Source organism: Ruegeria sp. AB11 (genome assembly GCF_056536325.1).
In genome coordinates this window covers 3402437-3419543 of sequence record NZ_JBQFJO010000001.1, presented here as the reverse complement: position 1 = coordinate 3419543, position 17107 = coordinate 3402437, and the positions used below count along the sequence as shown (strand labels likewise).

The following is a 17107-nucleotide window of genomic DNA, read 5'->3' as shown; positions in this document are numbered from 1 at the left end:
GCTGACTAATTAGAACTCTCGAAGTCACGCTAGCGCGAGGGCCCGGTCTGGTCTTTTTCTGCCGTTTCATCCGAGGGCTTCAGCGACAATGGCGGGTCTTCCGGCTCTTCTGAGATCGGGGCAGGGGCGGCCGGAGGTTCTGTCAGTCCATCGTCAGGTCCGGGAACCGGGCGCGCGGTCGGGGTGGCGCCTTCTTCAACCGGTTTTTTCGAAACCGGCTCATCCGTTGCAAGCGCCCTGCGAAATACCAGCACATTTCGCCAGTTGGTGGTTGAACCCGTCAAACCTGTGCGTTCCTCGCTGGGCAGCAATTCTGCGCGCTGATATTCCCAACCCTCTTGGCCCAGTTGGTTCAACAACTGCTCAATTGAGGTGGCGAACCGGCCCTCGAGCGTTTTTACGCCCTTCGCCTTGGTTCCCTTTTGCGGAGCGGGGACAACTTTATATTCGTAGCGCTGCATCAATTGGTCCTAATTGCGTAACCCGGGCAAATTAACATTTTGACAGGCGGGTGAAAGCCAAGATCACGCATTGGCGAATTTCGGCCCGCACTGTGGCTTTAGCTCCGCGCGGCTTTGCCCACAAGCGACAGACAGGTTTCGGTTGCGATCGCCATGTCCTGCACCGAGATCCACTCCAGCGGACCATGAATACACTGCATGCCCGTAAATATGTTGGGCGTGGGTGTGCCGAATTCGGTTAGGCGCGAGCCATCGGTGCCACCTCGGATCGGCACTGAAACGGGCTCGATCCCTTGTTCACGGCAGGCCTCGCGCGCCAGATCGACAGGGGTCATGTCCTTTTCCAGCCAATAGCGCATGTTGCGGTATTGATGGGAGATGTCGCAGGTGATGGTCGCGCGTGGTTCGGTGGCCTGAACGGCAGCACAGACCTGACGGACAATTTCGCGCTGGGCTTCCAACGCATCCATTTCGAAATCGCGCAGGATCAGCTTGATCTCCATCTCGGACGAACCGCCATTCATGTCGGTGACATGGATGAACCCCTGACGCCCATCCGTCACCTCGGGTGTCATCGTCGCCTGAGGCAGTGTCTGCACGATCTTTGCCGCCAGATGCGCCGCGTTTACCATTTTGTCCCTGGCCAAACCGGGGTGGATCGACACGCCGGTGATCTTGATCACGGCTCGGTCCGCCGAGAAGCTTTCGTATTCGATCTCACCCAGTTCCTGTCCGTCCAGCGTATAGGCAAAATCCGCGCCCAGATCCTTGGGTAGCTGTTCGGTAACGCCGCGCCCGATTTCTTCATCCGGGGTAAAGGCGATGCGAATCGGACCATGGGGGATGTCATTGTTCTCCAGCAAGTGCCTCGCCATCGTCATCAGGATCGAAACGCCTGCCTTATCATCAGCCCCCAACAGGGTGGTGCCAGAGGCGGTGATCAGATCATGCCCGATCTTCTCGGCCAGATAAGGATGTTCTTCGGGTGACAGCACCAGATCGGGATCATCGGGGAAGGTAATCTCGCCACCATTATACCCTTTGATCACCCGCGGCTTGACCCCGGTTGCGTTGAACTGGGGCGCGGTGTCCACATGCGCGAGAAAACCGATCGTCGGTCCGTCGGCCGTGCCGGGGATGGTTGCCACGACAACGCTGTCACCGGTCATCTCGACATCCTGCGCACCGATCTCGGTCAGCTCTTGCCGCAGCAGGTTCAGCATGTCGAACTGAATCTCGGTGCTGGGGGTCGAGGGGGAGGTCTCGTCGCTCTGGCTGTCGATGGCGGCATAGCGCACCAGCCGGGTTTCCAGTTCCTGATCAAACCGATTTTTCATGTCTGCTTCCTCTCCGCGTTGCGGGAAGAAGAATGCCCATTCGGTCGGGGAGTCAAGCTGAAGGCCTGCCCGTTTTGAGCAGCCTGAAATTAACTTTTCGTTATGTACAAGTTGAACAAACCCCTGTGCGGGGTTTGTTCAACTCGGAAGATTTACGAACCCAGCTTCTTGCTGACCAATTCGTTAACGGCCTTCGGATTGGCCTTGCCGCCGGTGGCCTTCATCACCTGACCGACGAACCAGCCCGCCAATTTAGGGTTCACCTTGGCCTTCTCAACTTGCGCCGGATTGGCGGCGATGATCTCGTCCAAAGCAGCCTCGATGGCGCCGGTATCGGTCACCTGTTTCATACCGCGCTCTTCGACGATCTGCGCTGGATCGCCGCCTTCGGTATAGACAATCTCGAACAGATCCTTGGCGATCTTGCCCGAGATTGCATCCGACGAAATCAGATCAATGATTCCCGCCAACTGAGCGGGAGACACCGGAGACTCGGTGATGTCATGGTCTTCTTTCTTCAACCGGCCAAACAGCTCGTTGATCACCCAGTTTGCAGCCAGCTTGCCGCTGCGCCCCTTGGCGACCTCTTCGAAATAGGCCGCTGATTCCACCTCAGCGGTCAAGACCGAAGCGTCGTAGTCGGTCAGGCCGAACTCGCTGATAAAACGAGATTTCTTATCGTCAGGCAGCTCCGGTAGCCTGGCAGCGATGTCGTCGACCCACGCTTGTTCGATCTCCAGCGGTAGCAAGTCAGGATCGGGGAAATAGCGATAGTCATGCGCTTCTTCCTTAGACCGCATCGAGCGTGTCTCACCCTTATCCGGATCATACAAGCGTGTTTCCTGATCAATCGTGCCGCCGCCTTCGACGATTGCGATCTGACGACGTGCTTCGACCTCAATCGCTTGCTGGATAAAGCGCATCGAGTTCATGTTCTTGATCTCGCAGCGTGTGCCTAGATGCGAAAAGTCCTGTGTTTCCTGATACTTCTCATACGCACCCGGCAAACAGATCGAGACGTTCACGTCCGCCCGCAAATTGCCGTTCTGCATGTTACCGTCGCAAGTGCCGAGATAACGCATGATCTGACGTAACTTGGCGATGTAGGCGGCAGCCTCTTCCGGTCCGCGAATATCGGGACGCGAAACGATCTCCATCAGGCAGACACCGGTTCGGTTCAGGTCGACAAAGGACATATGCGGATCCATGTCGTGGATCGATTTGCCCGCGTCCTGCTCCATGTGGATGCGTTCGATCCGTACCATACGCGCAGTGCCGTCACCCATCTCGACCAGAACTTCCCCTTCACCCACAATAGGCTGATAAAGCTGGGAAATTTGGTACCCTTGCGGCAGGTCAGGATAGAAATAGTTCTTACGGTCAAAGGCCGATTTCAGGTTGATATCCGCTTTCAATCCCAGCCCGGTGCGCACGGCCTGTTCAACGCAATACTCGTTGATCACCGGCAGCATCCCCGGCATCGCGGCGTCCACAAACGCCACGTTCGAATTCGGCTCGGCCCCGAATTGGGTCGACGCGCCCGAGAACAGCTTGGCATTGGATGAGACCTGAGCGTGCACCTCCATCCCGATCACCAGTTCCCAATCGTGCTTGGCCCCGGCAATGGTTTTGGGTTTGGGCATTTCGTATGTCAGGTCGAGCATGGCGCGCCTCATTTCCGCAGAAGTCTAAGCCTGCGTATTAGGCCCGGCGCGCCAAAGGGGCAAGGGGCAATGGCGGTTTAGTTCCCCGAGAACTGCAGCCCTGACGGAGTGAACGTCACACTTTGCCCGCTGCGCAGTTCTTCGCGTAACAGGTTGGCGATGGCCTTTAACGCATCGCGGCGACCGCGTGCAGCAAATCGCTCGGATGAGTTGACGCGAAGGCTATTGTTGAACCCGTTTGCTGCATGGGCCCAAATCAGAGGGTGCAGTTCGGTCAGGTGGTCGCGGATCAGCCAATTGGCAGCCTCACAAATCTGTTTGCGGGCGATATCCGCCTGAGGGTTTTGACCCATTCGGTTCTGCTGGGTGATCGCGCAATAGGCCGCGAGTAAGTTGATAGTTTGCTGATCCGGGCGACGCGCTACGATATCCCGCAGACCCTCAAGGAAATACTCCACATCCACCCGTGCGCAGGCCTCGTCATCCAATGCGATGGCGTCGAACTGTACCCAGGTGTATCCGCCTGCGCCCCATGTTTTCTGGGTCCGCGCCGCGTTGCGCAATGCTTGAACTTCAAGCTCTTCATAGCTCCCGAACCAGCGCGGCAGCAGGTGGCTGCCCATCGCGCGCATATGGCGATGGTTCTGAATGTCTAGAGTGATCAAGTGTTCATACTTATCTGCCACACGGGTGCGCGGATCGACGTGACCTGCCAGCAAAGCGCAATCGGCTGCGGCAATCGCAGGGCTGTCTGGCATTGCAGAACGGCAAAGTGGCAGCAATGCTGCCGCACGGTCGAAATGCGCCGCACAGCGAGATTGATGCAATGAAGGCAGCGCCTCTGGATGCGCATCGCCGCGCCATGCCCAGGCAAGATCAATATGGGCCAGTGCAACGACCAGCGTGATCATCGGATCGTTGGGATGGTTTTGGATCTCGCCTTCCAGCTCGAAAATTCCACCCAGCAGATCGTAGTCTGACATCGCCTTGCCATCTGACAGCGCGTGCTCGACAGCCAGCACGACATCTGAACGGGCGCCAAAGGCCAAGAGGTCTGCTATGGGCTGTCCGCAGGGCGTGGATTTGCGTGCCTGATCCGCAGCGCGCATCTCTTGCGAAAGTTCGGCCCACATATCCTGCCGCGCCAGATAGCGACCGCGTTCAATCACCTGATGTCCGTTTGCATCCTGTTCGTCCGTTTCGACGATAGGGACATTCAATTGGCCCGATGCGACAAGCCAGGCGGTGGCATCAGCGACTGACGCAGGCAGGGGCGTTGAAGGGGAGGAACCGAAAAAACGGGCGGCAAAAGCCTTGATAGACCAAAACATGGCAGAACTCGAACTGGAACAAATTAGTAACGCGTTCAGTTTGCCAAAAATTGTGTTCAATTCAAAGAGACACTACCTCAAGCCGGTATTTCAGGCACCAATCGTGTTCAGATTCGATGAATCGTTTCAAAATACTCTAAAATGGTGACGTTCAACGGCGATTCCCGCCTGCTGCAGAACCTCTTCAAGCTGTTTGTGCGGAGGAAGTGATTCATCTGGCAGACGCAGTCGTTTTTCGGATTTCAGTATCGCAGAGACCCGCACCGAAAAGTCCCATCGCGTGTCGAACCGAAAGCGTTTCACTGTAGAAAGATCTAGCGTGCCCCGACGCTGACCTGTATGCCAGCGTAAGGTGCCATCTGACAGTTCCATCCCCGCGCTGGTATCTTGGAGTACATCCCAAAGCGCGGGCAGAGTAGTCAGGGCCAGCAGGCCTATCAGCCACCAGACCGCATCGAACAGGACGATCAGCCCGGTCAGAACCGCATAGATGCCGATTAGAATCAAAACCATGCGCGGATTTCGGTTCTGTCGTGTGAATGTGAAAGCGGTCATGCGCCCAGGATGCGCGAGACCATTTCGGTTGAGTCCCGAGACAGGCCTGGAGTTTCGGCGATGCGGTTCAGTTGTTTTCGGATCAGGGCCTGACGGTTCGCGTCATAGCGTTTCCAGGTCTGGAACGCGCTGCACATCCGGGCGGTGGTTTGCGGGTTCACCGGGTCGAGTCGGATCAACCAGTCTGCCAGCAATGCATAACCTGCGCCATCGGTCTGATGGAACCCCGCATGGTTTCCGACCAGAGATCCCATCAACGCTCGGAAGCGGTTGGGGTTTTTCCAATTGAAATCCGGGTGCTCAGTCAGTTTGCGCGCGGTTTCGACCGTAGTTTCTGGACCGGCCATCGAAACCTGCAGGGCGAACCATTTGTCCATCACCAACCGATCATGTCGCCATTGATCATAGAATGCGGCCAATTCAGCCTCACCTTTACCCGCGCGTAACAGACAGGACAAAGAGGTGAGTTGCTGGGTCATGTTGTTGGCGCGCGAATACTCCTCGGCCGCCTTGATACCTCCATCTAGCCGCGAAGTCAGAGCCAGCGCTGCGCTGCCCAAGGCGCGCTTTCCAGATTGTTCGGCGTCCGGTTGGTAGGGCGCATCCACCAGCGTTTCACTGTGAAGCCGGGGCAGCAGGTCTTGTACATGTTGCGCCGTGGCTTGACGCAAGGTTTCAACTGCCCTCCAGATCGCCATCGGATTGGGGGTGATCCCCTTTTCATGCAGCGCCGCAGCCAGTTCTGATTGCGTTGGCAGACCCAACATGAGCGCCCGGTAAGCAGGGTCCAGCGTTTCATCGCGAAGGACTGACAACAAACCGTCGAGGTAGTCGGCCTCTGGTGTTGCTTCCTCGGTGATCATGCGCAGAAGGGTGTCTTCGGCCAGCGACCTTCCCGCTTGCCAGCGGTTGAACGGGTCGGTGTCATGGGCAAGTAGGAATGCGCGTTCTGCATTCGTTGAATCGTGTTCCAGGATCACCGGAGCCGAGAAACCCCGCAAGATCGAAGGCACAGGTTTCGCGGCGAGACCGGTGAACTTAAAGGTCTGTTCGGCTTCGGTCAGTTCCAACACTTCGGTTACGCGTACCTCATCGCCGTTCGGGCCGAGCAGACCCACGGCGACAGGAATGACCTGAGGCTGCTTGTCCTCCTGTCCCGGCGTCGGTTCGGTGCGTTGGCTGAGGGTCAGGGTGTAGGTGCCATCGGCCCAATCTTCAGCGACCGAGACCCTTGGCGTTCCCGATTGACTGTACCAGCGCTTGAACTGGCTTAGATCGCGACCAGTGGTCTCTTCGAACACTTGCAGCCAGTCCTCGATCGTGCAGGCCTGTCCGTCATGGCGGTCGAAATAGAGGTCCAGCGCCTCTGAGTAGGCCTCGTCACCCACCAGACATTTCAGCATACCGATTACCTCAGCGCCTTTCTCATATACGGTTGAGGTGTAGAAGTTGTTGATTTCCTGAAAACTCTCGGGCCGCACCGGGTGCGACAAAGGCCCGTTGTCCTCGGGGAACTGTCGCGCGCGCAGGTCGATGGCGTCGTGAATACGTTTTACCGGGGCCGAGCGCATGTCCGAGGTGAACTGCGCGTCGCGGAACACCGTCAGCCCCTCTTTCAGACACAGCTGGAACCAGTCACGGCAGGTGATGCGGTTGCCGGTCCAGTTGTGGAAATACTCATGCGCGATAATCGCCTCGATCCGTTCGAAATTCACATCGGTCGAGGTTTCTGGGCTTGCCAGAACGGCGGAGGAGTTGAAGATGTTCAGCCCTTTATTCTCCATCGCGCCCATGTTGAAATCGTCGACCGCGACGATGTTGAACACGTCCAAATCGTATTCGCGGCCATAGACATCCTCGTCCCATTTCATGGATTTCTTCAACGCTTCCATGCCAAAGGCGCATTTGCCTTCATCTCCAGGACGAACCCATAGGTTCAATTCAACGTCGCGACCGGATTTGGTGGTGAACTGGCCAGGGTGGGCAATCAGCTCCCCGGCGACGAGCGCGAACAGATAGGCGGGTTTGGGCCACGGATCGACCCATTCCGCCCAGCCTTCTCCTTTGTCCGAGGGGTTGCCGTTGGACAGCAGCACCGGCAGGTCTCCGTTGATGCGCACCGTAAAGGTGGACATCACATCCGGGCGGTCAGGGTAATAGGTGATCTTGCGAAAGCCTTCGGCCTCGCATTGGGTGCAGTACATGCCGTTCGACATGTAGAGACCTTCAAGCGCGGTGTTGTTAGCGGGATCAATCTCGACCACGGCCTCCCAGATGAAAGGCGCGTCAGGCACTGTAGCGGTGAGGCCTTCTGCGGTGATCTTGGGCGTAATCACTTCGCCATCAATCGCAGCTCGGATCAGGTTCAATTCTTCCCCGTGCAGAAAGAATGTGCGGTCCGTGGCTTCGGGATTCGGACGGAATCTTATCCGAGAGGTCACGCGCGTGGCATTTGGGGCCAGATCAAAAGTCAGATGCACACTGTCCACCAGGTAACCAAACGGGGTGTAGTCTTTCAGATAGATCGTGGTGGGGGCGGCGTCGCGCATCGGGGGCCTCATCATCTGGGAATCTGGCGTGACGTTAGGGGCTTCGCGCTGGCGCTGCAACCAATGGGCAATTGTCCAGATAGATTTGAAACAGTTTCGTGTTTGGCCGAAAAAACTGAACCTATGGGCACAAGTTGCCTATCGGAAACAAACCACCTAATTGATGGGCGCATACAATGGCACACAATCGTAGGGGATTCGGAACATGAGCAGCAGAGAGATCCGCAGCGGACTGCAGATCGACCCGGTTCTGGTGGACTTCATCGAACAGAAGGCACTGCCGGGCACAAAGGTCACGGCTGATCAGTTCTGGTCGGGACTGGAGCGTTTGGTGAATGAGCTGGGACCGAGGAACCGCGCGCTGTTGGAAAAGCGTGCTGACATTCAGGGGCGCATCGACGGTTGGCATGCGGCGCGGCGCGGCCTGCCCATCAATGCTGGCGAGTACCAGTCTTTTCTGCGTGAGATTGGGTATCTGGTTGATGAAGGCGAGGATTTCAAAATCGAAACCGCCAATGTCGATCCCGAAATCGCTCTGACACCAGGCCCGCAGTTGGTTGTGCCGATCACCAATGCACGCTTTGCGCTGAACGCGGCGAATGCCCGTTGGGGCAGTCTGTATGATGCGCTTTATGGTACAGATGCGTTGGGCGATCTGCCTGCTGGCAAAGGCTATGACGCAGAACGTGGCGCAAGGGTGATTGCGTGGGCCAAACACCATCTTGGCTTATTCTGCACGCCAGCGATTGACGATTGGTCAAGTGTTGTAGGTTTTTCCGTCGAGGAGGGGGACCTAGTCGTCACAATGGACGATGATGAAAGAGCGTACATATATGGATCGCAAAAGCATGGGGCGGGGCGTTTTGTAGGCTACAAAGGCGACCCGGATTCGCCGTCGTCGATCTTGTTAGAGAAGAATGGCCTCCACGCTGAAATAGTGATCGACCCGTCCAGTATCATTGGTGCGTCTGACCCTGCGGGCATCGCGGATGTACGATTGGAATCCGCCCTGTCGACGATCATGGACTGCGAAGACTCAGTCGCTTGTGTCGATGCCGAGGACAAGGTTGTGGCCTACGGCAACTGGCTGGGCTTGATGAAAGGTGACCTGACCGAAGAGGTCACCAAGGGCGGCAACACCTTCACCCGCAAATTGGCGGGTGATGTGGGCTACACCACTGCCAGCGGCGATCAAGCCGTGCTGAAAGGCCGCTCGCTGATGCTGGTGCGAAATGTGGGCCACCTGATGACCAACCCCGCCGTTCTGGATGCCGAAGGGCGCGAGATTGGTGAGGGTCTGATGGACGCGCTCTGCACCACGCTGATCGCCATGCATGATCTGAAGCGTGAGGGCGGCAACTCGGTCACCGGCTCGGTCTATGTGGTCAAACCCAAGATGCACGGCCCCGAAGAGGTCGCGTTCGCGGTCGAGATTTTTGACATGGTCGAGGACATTCTGGGCCTGCCACGAAATACCGTAAAGCTTGGCATCATGGATGAGGAACGTCGCACCTCGGCCAACCTCAAGGAATGCATCCGCGCCGCGAAATCACGCGTCGCATTCATCAATACTGGCTTTCTTGATCGCACAGGGGATGAAATTCACACCTCGATGGAGGCGGGACCGATGCTGCCCAAGGGCGATATCAAGGAGACGCCTTGGATTGCGTCCTACGAGGATCGCAACGTCGATATCGGATTGGCCTGTGGCCTCAAGGGTAAGGCACAGATCGGAAAAGGCATGTGGGCAATGCCGGATCGAATGGAGGATATGCTGGCGGCCAAGATCGGTCACCCTCAAGCGGGCGCAACCTGCGCCTGGGTGCCTTCGCCCACTGCCGCAACCTTGCACGCAACGCATTACCACAAGGTCGATGTGCTGGCGCGTCAGGACGAGTTAGCCGCTGGCGCTGCTCGGGGGACGCTGGATGATCTGTTGACGGTGCCACTGTTGGGTGGTCGCAATCTCAGCGCTGAGGAGATTACCCGTGAGATCGAGAACAATGCTCAGGGCATATTGGGTTATGTTGTGCGCTGGGTCGATCAAGGCGTCGGCTGCTCGAAAGTGCCGGATATCAACGACATTGGTCTGATGGAAGACCGCGCGACCTGCCGGATTTCGTCTCAGGCGTTGGCGAACTGGTTGCATCATGATCTGATCAGTCAGGAGCAGGTGATGGCAGCGCTGCAGAAAATGGCTGCTGTAGTGGATCGGCAGAATGCGGATGATCCGTCCTATAAGCCGATGGCGCCGGGTTTTGACGGGATCGCCTTTCAGGCGGCGTGTGATCTGGTATTCCGTGGGCGAGTGCAGCCCTCAGGATATACTGAACCGGTGCTGCACGCGCGCCGGTTAGAACTGAAGGCAAGCTTGCGCTAAGGGTAGGGGCGGGAACGAGGGGGCTGTCTGCCCCCTCGTGCTCCCCCGAGGATATTTTGGGCCAGATGAAAGGGATCGGGCATGGTTATTTCATTGCGCAAAGCGCGGACCATTATTCGAAAAGCGCTGGAAAAAGGGCGTGAGATGGAGCTGAAGCCCCTCTCGGTTGTAGTTCTGGATGCGGGCGGTCACGTGATCGCTTTTGAACGCGAAGACGGTGCCGCGCCCGGGCGATTTGCAATCGCGCATGGCAAAGCATACGGATCGGTGATGCTGGGCATGGCGGGTACTGCGCAGATGCAGCGCGCCGAAGGGCAGGCCTATTTCATGGCGGCGGTGAACGGGGTTTACGGCGGTCAGGTTGTACCAGTCCCAGGCGGAGTTCTGGTGCGTGACCGCAAGGGTGCAGTGATTGGTGCCGTGGGTGTCACTGGCGACACGTCCGACAATGACGCCCAAGCCGCGCTAGTTGGCATTGAGGGTGCCGGGCTCGTGGGCGAGATCTAACCTTCGGATCGATTTTACAGGTGATGTGCGCGGCTGAACACGCGCTTGCGCTGCCATGCAGGGTCTGTGTCGTTGCGCGCGGCTCGGGCTGCCGATAGGTTTTGCAGAATACCTGCGAAACAAAGGACTTGGAATGACGCGCCCCGTTGTTGGAATTATCGGCAACTCTTACTTGATGAATGATCAGTACCCGACGCATGCGGGCGGGACGATGAATTCTGATGCGGTGTCCAACGTATCGGATTGTCTGCCTTTGCTGATACCTGCTGATCCGCGCTATGTATCGGTCGACGAATTGCTAGAGGCTTGCGACGGTTTTTTGCTGACAGGCGGGCGCCCCAATGTTCATCCTGAGGAATATGGCGAGCCCGCAACCGAAGCGCATGGTGAGTTCGACCGCGCACGGGATGCGATCACGCTGCCTCTGGTCCGGGCTTGTGCCGAGCGGGGGCAGCCGTTTTTTGGGATCTGCCGAGGATTTCAGGAAGTGAACGTCGCCTTGGGTGGCACGCTTTATCCTGAAATTCGCGATCTTCCTGGGCGCCAGAACCACCGCATGCCACCCGATGGCACGTTGGAGGAAAAGTTTGCCCTGCGGCACGTCGTGAAGATGACCGAAGGTGGAGTTTTCCACCGCTTGTTGGGTGCGGCTGAAGTGATGACCAACACACTGCACGGGCAGGGGATCAAAACATTGGGCGAGAATGTGGTGATTGACGGCCACGCCCCTGATGGAACGCCCGAGGCAATTTATGTCAAGGACGCGCCCGGATTTACCCTGTCGGTCCAGTGGCATCCAGAGTGGGATGCGGCGAATGACCCGGTCTCACGGCCGCTGTTCCAGGCGTTCGGACACGCTGTACACGCTTGGGCCGAAGGGAATGAGGCGACCCGTTTCCAGCGCACGGCCTGAAGGTGAATTGGCCCGACGCGGCGCCGGACCAAATCGTTCTTAGACCATCAAGTTGAACTGTTTGTTCAGCGGCAGGCTGCGCGCGCGCTCTCCGGTCAGATCAAACAACGCGTTCCCCAAAGCGGGCATCGAGGGCGGAGTACCCGGCTCACCGACACCACCCAGATGTTTCTGGGTTTCGAGTACCCGGACTTCTGTTATCGGAGTGCTGTGCATCCGCAGCCCGTCATAGTCCGGGAAGTTCAGTTGTTCGACTTCACCATCCGAGAAGGTGATCTCGCCTGTGGTCGCGGCCGAAAGGCCATAGATCATGCCGCCAATCATCTGCGCCTCAACTGTTGCCGGATCGAGCGCGAGGCCGACATCGCAGGCGATCCAGGCCTTGCGGATGCGGATGGTTCCATCCTCGTCCACCACCTCGATCACCTGCGCGACCGGGGTCCCAAAGCTGTAAGTCATCGCCACGCCACGTCCGACACCATTTGGGGTCTTGCCGGTCCAACCTGACATCTCCTTGACGGCTTCAAGACATCCCGCAGCTGGGGCGAATTCGGTCTTGGTCAGTTCAATCCGAAAGTCCAGCGGGTCACGCCCGGCGGCATGGGCCATCTCGTCCAAAAAGGTCTCGTGAAAGAAACCATTGTGGCTGTTGCCGACCGAGCGCCAGAAACCAACCGGTACGGCCAGATCAGCGATGTGGCCGCTCATGCGATAATTCGGAACGGCGTAAGGTTGGTTGAAGAAACCTTCGACAAGGACTTTGTCGGGTCCCCCGCCGGAAAAGCCGGTATATCGCTTCACGGCTTGCTGGGTTGGGGATTGGGAGGCGACCTTGCCGTCGATCAGAACGGCTTTGCCGTCCTTCACCGCACCACGCATCCGGGCCATGGCACCTGGACGGTAGTAATCGTGGCGCATATCCTCTTCACGGCTCCAGGTGGTCTGAACCGGGGTGCCGGGCATCGCCATGGCGATTTTTGTTGCGATCTCGCCGAAATCCAGCTCGCCCCGGCGGCCGAAGCCTCCACCCAGATAAGTGGTGTGAATCTCAACTGCCTCGGTCTCAAGCCCGGCGGTGTTGGCCACCCGCATCTGGATCAGCGTCGGGGCCTGATTGCCGCACCACAGGTCCAACTTGCTGCCGGTATAAAGCGCGGTGGCGTTCATCGGCTCCATCGTGGCGTGGGCCAGATAAGGAACAGTGTAGTCCGCCGTGATTTCGGTGGCCCCTTCGGGCAGAACATCTACATCTCCATCATCGCGCATGGTCGAGTTCGGAGCGTCATCAAACGCTTTGGCGATCTGTTCAAACAATGCATCGGTTTCGGGAGGATAGGGGGCATCGCCCCAATCTACGTCGATCGCCTCGACCGCCTGAATGGCAAGCCATGTATTGTTGGCTATCACTGCAACGCCTGTGCCGAGATCAACGATTTTTTCGACCCCGGGCATGGTTTCGGCCGCGCTGGCGTCAAAGCCGTTCATGGTGCCGCCCAGTTTGGGGTTCATGCGGACCGAGGCGAATTTCAACCCCTCAGGCCGTACGTCGATACCAAAGGTTGCGGTGCCAGTGGACTTTCCCGGAATATCAACGCGCGGGAGGGCCTTGCCGATCAAACGCCACTCGGACGGGTCGCGCAGGGAGACCACAGGTAGTTCAATCAGGCCTGCGGCTTCTGCTAATTTGGTATAGGGTATGCGGGTGTCGTCTGGCGCGATCACAGCGCCATTTTCGGTCTTGAGCTGGTCGCGATCAATGCCCAGCTGGTCCGCTGCGGCCTGTTTCAACGTCTCGCGCGCGGTGGCTCCAGCCATCCGCATCCGTTCGAATCCGTCTTTCATCGATGTCGAGCCACCGGTGACCTGCAGGCTGAGTGTTCGGCCCAAAACACCCAGTGCCTCACCCAGATTGTGCTGGAAATCCGAGACGTCATAACCTTTGTTTGGCAGGCTTTCTCCCATGAGGGCGTGGTTGTAATAGGCCGCAGCAGCGGGACCGTGCAGCACGCGGATATCGTCCAGTTCGACATCCAATTCTTCGGCGATCAGCGCCGCCCAGGTGGTCATCACGCCCTGACCCATCTCAGCACGCGGCGCGAACAGGGTCACGCCCTGCTGGTCGATCAGAACAAAGGGGCTGAGCGCGGTTTCACCTTCACGCGGCTTCAGCGGATTCGCGGCAGGACGAGTGACATAATAGGCGCCAAAGGCCACGCCACCGACAATGGCGGCTGATCCGATCAGGAAGGTGCGGCGCAGGATTTTTCCGATGCTTGCCATGGATCAGGCCTCCTTCAGCTTGGATGCGGCGTCGTGGATGGCGGCGCGGATGCGGGGATAGGTGCCGCAGCGGCACAGGTTGCCCTGCATAGCGTCGTCGATATCAGCGTCAGTTGGCGCTGAATTTTCGGCCAGCAAAGCCGCGGCCTGCATGATCTGGCCCGATTGGCAATAGCCGCATTGGGCCACTTGGTGATCAACCCAGGCCTTCTGGATCGTTGCCATGGCGTCAGGCGTACCAAGCTCTTCGATCGTGGTGACATCTCCCCAAACATCCGAAAGTGCCACCTGGCAGGACCGCACGGCCTCACCATCAATATGAACTGTGCAGGCACCGCAGGCGGCCACGCCGCAACCGAACTTAGTGCCGGTCAGTCCAACCTCATCTCGCAGCACCCACAGCAAGGGCACATCATCAGGCAGATCAACCTGATGGGTCTTTCCGTTGATCTTTAGGGCCGTCGCCATGGCGCACCTCTCTTAGCTTTGGCTGGTCTCTGACATATTTAATGGAAAGTGTCAGCTTGTCAATTGACAAAATATACAAGAAATGTCAGAGGTTCTCTCATGACGAGTGCAAATGAAGAATCCAAGACTGCGGCCATTCTGAGTTCGGCTTTTCGAGCCTTCGCAGCTTATGGGTTTCGCAAGACGTCCATGGATGACATCGCCAAAGGGGCAGGGATGTCGCGGCCCGCGGTATATCTGCACTACAAAAATAAAGAGGCCATCGTCCGCGAGCTGACTCAGTATTACTACGACGAAAAAGTCATACTGGTGGCTGAGGCATTGGCCGGTGAAGGCTCTTTGCCGGAAATTCTTGCAGGCGCCGTCCAAGCACAATCCCAAGGGATGGCCGAGATTTTGGCATCGCCCCATGGGCTTGAAATGCTCGATGCAACAAAGTCCATGTCGACCGACATCGTTCAGGAGGGTGAGGCTAAACTAACGCGTCTTTACGCGGATTGGTTGCGTCGTGAAAATTCTGCTGGTCGTGCGCATTTGCCGGTTGGCCCGGATGAGGCCGCAAAAACGATAACAACATCGCTGAAGGGCATCAAAATGACGGCCTCCAGCGCTGAAGAATTCGAGCAGGGCATTTCGCAATTGGCCACATTGTTGGGCGCGGCACTGGAGATCAGGTAACGCGCTGACGGATCTTGTATTCCGGCTTGTCCCACAATTTGTTGGTGATGATGTCGGCAAGAATTTGGGCGGCCTGTTCCACATCACCTTCATCGATATACAACGGCGTGAAGCCGAAACGCATGATGTCGGGCGCTCGGAAATCACCGATCACGCCACGCACGATCAAGGCCTGCATGGCAGCGTAACCTTCATCAAAATGAAACGAGACCTGACTGCCGCGCTGGGCAGGATCACGGGGGCTCGCGAGGGATAGGTCGGGGCAGGTGGCTTCGACGCGAGCGATGAACAACTCGGTCAATTCGATGGATTTGGCACGCACATCGGCCATTTCGGCCATATCCCAGATATCCATCGCCGCCGACAAGGCGGTCATCTGGATGACCGGTGGGGTGCCGACTCGCATCCGCTCGATCCCGGCACCGGGGCGATAGTCGAGATCGAAAGCAAAGGGGGCTTCATGCCCCAACCAGCCTGAAAGCGCCGGTCGCACTTTTCCAGACAAGCGTGGGGCCACATAGATAAAGGCGGGCGCACCCGGGCCACCGTTGAGATATTTGTACGTGCAGCCAACAGCGAAATCCGCATTGCAGCCGGACAGATCAACCGGGACGGCCCCCGCAGAGTGTGCCAGATCCCAAACCGTCACGACGCCATTGGCATGGGCGAGTTCGGTCAGTGCTTTCATGTCATGCATACGACCCGAGCGGTAGTCGACTTCGGTCAGCATCAGAACCGCAACCTCTTCGGTGATATGCTCGGCAACATCCTGAGGGTCGACCACGCGCAATTCATAGTCGGGCCCCAGTGACCGCAGCAGACCGTCGGCCATGTATAAGTCAGACGGGAAATTGCCGTTGTCAGACAGGACTACTCTGCGAGTAGGGTTCAGTTCTAGCGCTGAGGCAACCGCCTGATACACCTTGATCGACAGAGTATCGCCCACCACAACGCTGCCGGGCTCAGCACCGATCAGCCGTCCGATCCTGTCGCCCAGTCCGGTCGGCATACCCATCCATCCGGCCTTGTTCCACCCGGTGATGAGCATCTGCCCCCACTCATCCTTCAACATGCTCTCGACGCGGTTCGCCGCTGATTTCGGCAAAGGACCCAGGGAGTTGCCGTCCAGATACAACACGCCTTCGGGTAGATTGAACATGGATTTGGTTGTGGCGAAATCGGTCATGGATTTTCTTTTCTACAGCTTTGGTTCGGATGTTTGACTTTGGCCTATCTGATCTGAACCAACCTGTCCATTCTTGGCACCTCGTGCCTTGCTGGCTTGAACGTGCGCCTACTTTTCAGGATGCGACAACCTTTGCTTTTGCCTTCAAAGTCAGAAAGCGATAACACAGCGCCCAGAAACGACATGCGTGGGTGTGTGTCACCGCTTTGGGGAAGGCCATGCGCTGGATCGATCTTCCACCTGTTTGGCTTGTGGGTTTTGCCGCGTTGGCTTGGGTGCAAGCGCGCGTGCTGCCGATGGGGCTGTCTTTGAACGGGGCGGTGACGGATTTGCTCAGCGGCATTCTTGTCGGAGGCGGCATTATTCTTGCGATCATGGCTGTGGTCGAATTCCGCCGTCACCGCACCACTGTTCTTCCGCATGAAACGCCGTCAACGATGGTTCAATCAGGTATCTATAAACGCAGCCGCAACCCGATTTATTTGGGCGATGTGCTGATATTGGCGGGATTGATCTTGCGCTTCGACGCGGTGTTGTCATTGGTGTTGCTTCCGATCTTTGTCTGGCTTTTGGAGCGCCGTTTTATCATTCCCGAGGAAGACCGGTTGCGCCGCACATTCCGCGCCGATTTCGCGCGCTACGAACGCAAAACACGGCGATGGATTTAAGGGTGTGGTCATCATGACACAGCACTACAATTGCTGCGCTTGCGAAATAATCTTGCGCAGGATACATGTCTGCTTGTCATTCTATGCTGAACACCCACCTGGCCTGAATCTAAAATTAGGGGGAACCGAC

Annotated in this window: 14 protein-coding genes; 5 read left to right on the top strand and 9 right to left on the bottom strand. The window is 57.5% G+C overall.

Annotation, left to right across the window (positions count from 1 at the left end):
• Positions 1–29: 29 nt before the first annotated feature.
• The 6 genes from ACR3EJ_RS17065 to pepN all read right to left on the bottom strand — a co-directional run bounded on the left by ACR3EJ_RS17065 (position 30) and on the right by pepN (position 7897).
• Positions 30–461, bottom strand: a complete 432-nt coding sequence (locus ACR3EJ_RS17065) for a DUF4177 domain-containing protein (RefSeq protein WP_170543344.1) — start codon at positions 459–461, stop codon at positions 30–32.
• 98 nt (positions 462–559) lie between these two features.
• Complete coding sequence (gene pepT / locus ACR3EJ_RS17060; protein WP_170543346.1) at positions 560–1798, bottom strand: peptidase T; 1239 nt, start codon at positions 1796–1798, stop codon at positions 560–562.
• 152 nt (positions 1799–1950) lie between these two features.
• Entirely contained in the window at positions 1951–3462 is a 1512-nt protein-coding gene (gatB, locus tag ACR3EJ_RS17055; RefSeq protein ID WP_170543348.1) for an Asp-tRNA(Asn)/Glu-tRNA(Gln) amidotransferase subunit GatB, read from the bottom strand.
• Positions 3463–3539: 77 nt separating this feature from the next.
• The gene (locus ACR3EJ_RS17050) at positions 3540–4793 is read right to left on the bottom strand and encodes a hypothetical protein (RefSeq protein ID WP_170543351.1); all 1254 of its coding nucleotides are present in this window, start codon (positions 4791–4793) and stop codon (positions 3540–3542) included.
• Between the two features lie 126 nt (positions 4794–4919).
• Positions 4920–5306 (bottom strand): hypothetical protein, encoded by a 387-nt coding sequence (locus ACR3EJ_RS17045; protein WP_260022846.1) that lies wholly within the window; start codon positions 5304–5306, stop codon positions 4920–4922.
• 38 nt (positions 5307–5344) lie between these two features.
• Positions 5345–7897 carry an aminopeptidase N gene (pepN, locus tag ACR3EJ_RS17040; RefSeq protein WP_170543355.1) on the bottom strand — a complete coding sequence of 851 codons (2553 nt, stop codon included), beginning with the start codon at positions 7895–7897 and terminating at the stop codon, positions 5345–5347.
• A gap of 205 nt (positions 7898–8102) precedes the next feature.
• Here pepN and ACR3EJ_RS17035 point away from each other — a divergent pair, with 205 nt between their 5' ends.
• The 3 genes from ACR3EJ_RS17035 (at position 8103) to ACR3EJ_RS17025 (ending at position 11697) form a co-directional block, all read left to right on the top strand.
• Positions 8103–10277: a malate synthase G gene (locus ACR3EJ_RS17035; RefSeq protein WP_170543357.1), complete on the top strand. Its 2175-nt coding sequence runs from the start codon at positions 8103–8105 to the stop codon at positions 10275–10277.
• Positions 10278–10358: 81 nt separating this feature from the next.
• Positions 10359–10784, top strand: coding sequence for a GlcG/HbpS family heme-binding protein (locus ACR3EJ_RS17030; protein WP_010442816.1), 426 nt, complete (start codon positions 10359–10361; stop codon positions 10782–10784).
• A gap of 133 nt (positions 10785–10917) precedes the next feature.
• Entirely contained in the window at positions 10918–11697 is a 780-nt protein-coding gene (locus tag ACR3EJ_RS17025; RefSeq protein ID WP_170543359.1) for a gamma-glutamyl-gamma-aminobutyrate hydrolase family protein, read from the top strand.
• A 39-nt stretch (positions 11698–11736) separates the two neighbouring features.
• Here ACR3EJ_RS17025 and ACR3EJ_RS17020 read toward each other — a convergent pair whose 3' ends face one another.
• Positions 11737–13977: a molybdopterin cofactor-binding domain-containing protein gene (locus ACR3EJ_RS17020; RefSeq protein WP_170543361.1), complete on the bottom strand. Its 2241-nt coding sequence runs from the start codon at positions 13975–13977 to the stop codon at positions 11737–11739.
• A gap of 3 nt (positions 13978–13980) precedes the next feature.
• Complete coding sequence (locus ACR3EJ_RS17015) at positions 13981–14445, bottom strand: (2Fe-2S)-binding protein (protein ID WP_170543363.1); 465 nt, start codon at positions 14443–14445, stop codon at positions 13981–13983.
• 99 nt (positions 14446–14544) lie between these two features.
• On the opposite strand from ACR3EJ_RS17015, the gene ACR3EJ_RS17010 reads away from it, so the two are divergent.
• Entirely contained in the window at positions 14545–15123 is a 579-nt protein-coding gene (locus ACR3EJ_RS17010; protein WP_170543364.1) for a TetR/AcrR family transcriptional regulator, read from the top strand.
• Here the strand turns inward: ACR3EJ_RS17010 and kynU are convergent.
• A complete protein-coding gene (gene kynU / locus ACR3EJ_RS17005; RefSeq protein ID WP_170543365.1) occupies positions 15116–16309 on the bottom strand; it encodes a kynureninase in 1194 nt (397 codons plus the stop codon). The two genes, ACR3EJ_RS17010 and kynU, sit on opposite strands and share 8 nt — an antisense overlap.
• A 218-nt stretch (positions 16310–16527) precedes the next feature.
• Here kynU and ACR3EJ_RS17000 point away from each other — a divergent pair, with 218 nt between their 5' ends.
• The gene (locus ACR3EJ_RS17000) at positions 16528–16977 is read left to right on the top strand and encodes a methyltransferase family protein (RefSeq protein WP_170543367.1); all 450 of its coding nucleotides are present in this window, start codon (positions 16528–16530) and stop codon (positions 16975–16977) included.
• Positions 16978–17107: the final 130 nt, after the last annotated feature.

Coding starts and splice junctions, on each gene's coding strand:
- ACR3EJ_RS17065 (WP_170543344.1), bottom strand. CDS start 461: ATGCAGCGCTACGAATATAAAGTTGTCCCCGCTCCGCAAAAGGGAACC.
- pepT (WP_170543346.1), bottom strand. CDS start 1,798: ATGAAAAATCGGTTTGATCAGGAACTGGAAACCCGGCTGGTGCGCTAT.
- gatB (WP_170543348.1), bottom strand. CDS start 3,462: ATGCTCGACCTGACATACGAAATGCCCAAACCCAAAACCATTGCCGGG.
- ACR3EJ_RS17050 (WP_170543351.1), bottom strand. CDS start 4,793: ATGTTTTGGTCTATCAAGGCTTTTGCCGCCCGTTTTTTCGGTTCCTCC.
- ACR3EJ_RS17045 (WP_260022846.1), bottom strand. CDS start 5,306: ATGGTTTTGATTCTAATCGGCATCTATGCGGTTCTGACCGGGCTGATC.
- pepN (WP_170543355.1), bottom strand. CDS start 7,897: ATGCGCGACGCCGCCCCCACCACGATCTATCTGAAAGACTACACCCCG.
- ACR3EJ_RS17035 (WP_170543357.1), top strand. CDS start 8,103: ATGAGCAGCAGAGAGATCCGCAGCGGACTGCAGATCGACCCGGTTCTG.
- ACR3EJ_RS17030 (WP_010442816.1), top strand. CDS start 10,359: ATGGTTATTTCATTGCGCAAAGCGCGGACCATTATTCGAAAAGCGCTG.
- ACR3EJ_RS17025 (WP_170543359.1), top strand. CDS start 10,918: ATGACGCGCCCCGTTGTTGGAATTATCGGCAACTCTTACTTGATGAAT.
- ACR3EJ_RS17020 (WP_170543361.1), bottom strand. CDS start 13,977: ATGGCAAGCATCGGAAAAATCCTGCGCCGCACCTTCCTGATCGGATCA.
- ACR3EJ_RS17015 (WP_170543363.1), bottom strand. CDS start 14,445: ATGGCGACGGCCCTAAAGATCAACGGAAAGACCCATCAGGTTGATCTG.
- ACR3EJ_RS17010 (WP_170543364.1), top strand. CDS start 14,545: ATGACGAGTGCAAATGAAGAATCCAAGACTGCGGCCATTCTGAGTTCG.
- kynU (WP_170543365.1), bottom strand. CDS start 16,309: ATGACCGATTTCGCCACAACCAAATCCATGTTCAATCTACCCGAAGGC.
- ACR3EJ_RS17000 (WP_170543367.1), top strand. CDS start 16,528: ATGCGCTGGATCGATCTTCCACCTGTTTGGCTTGTGGGTTTTGCCGCG.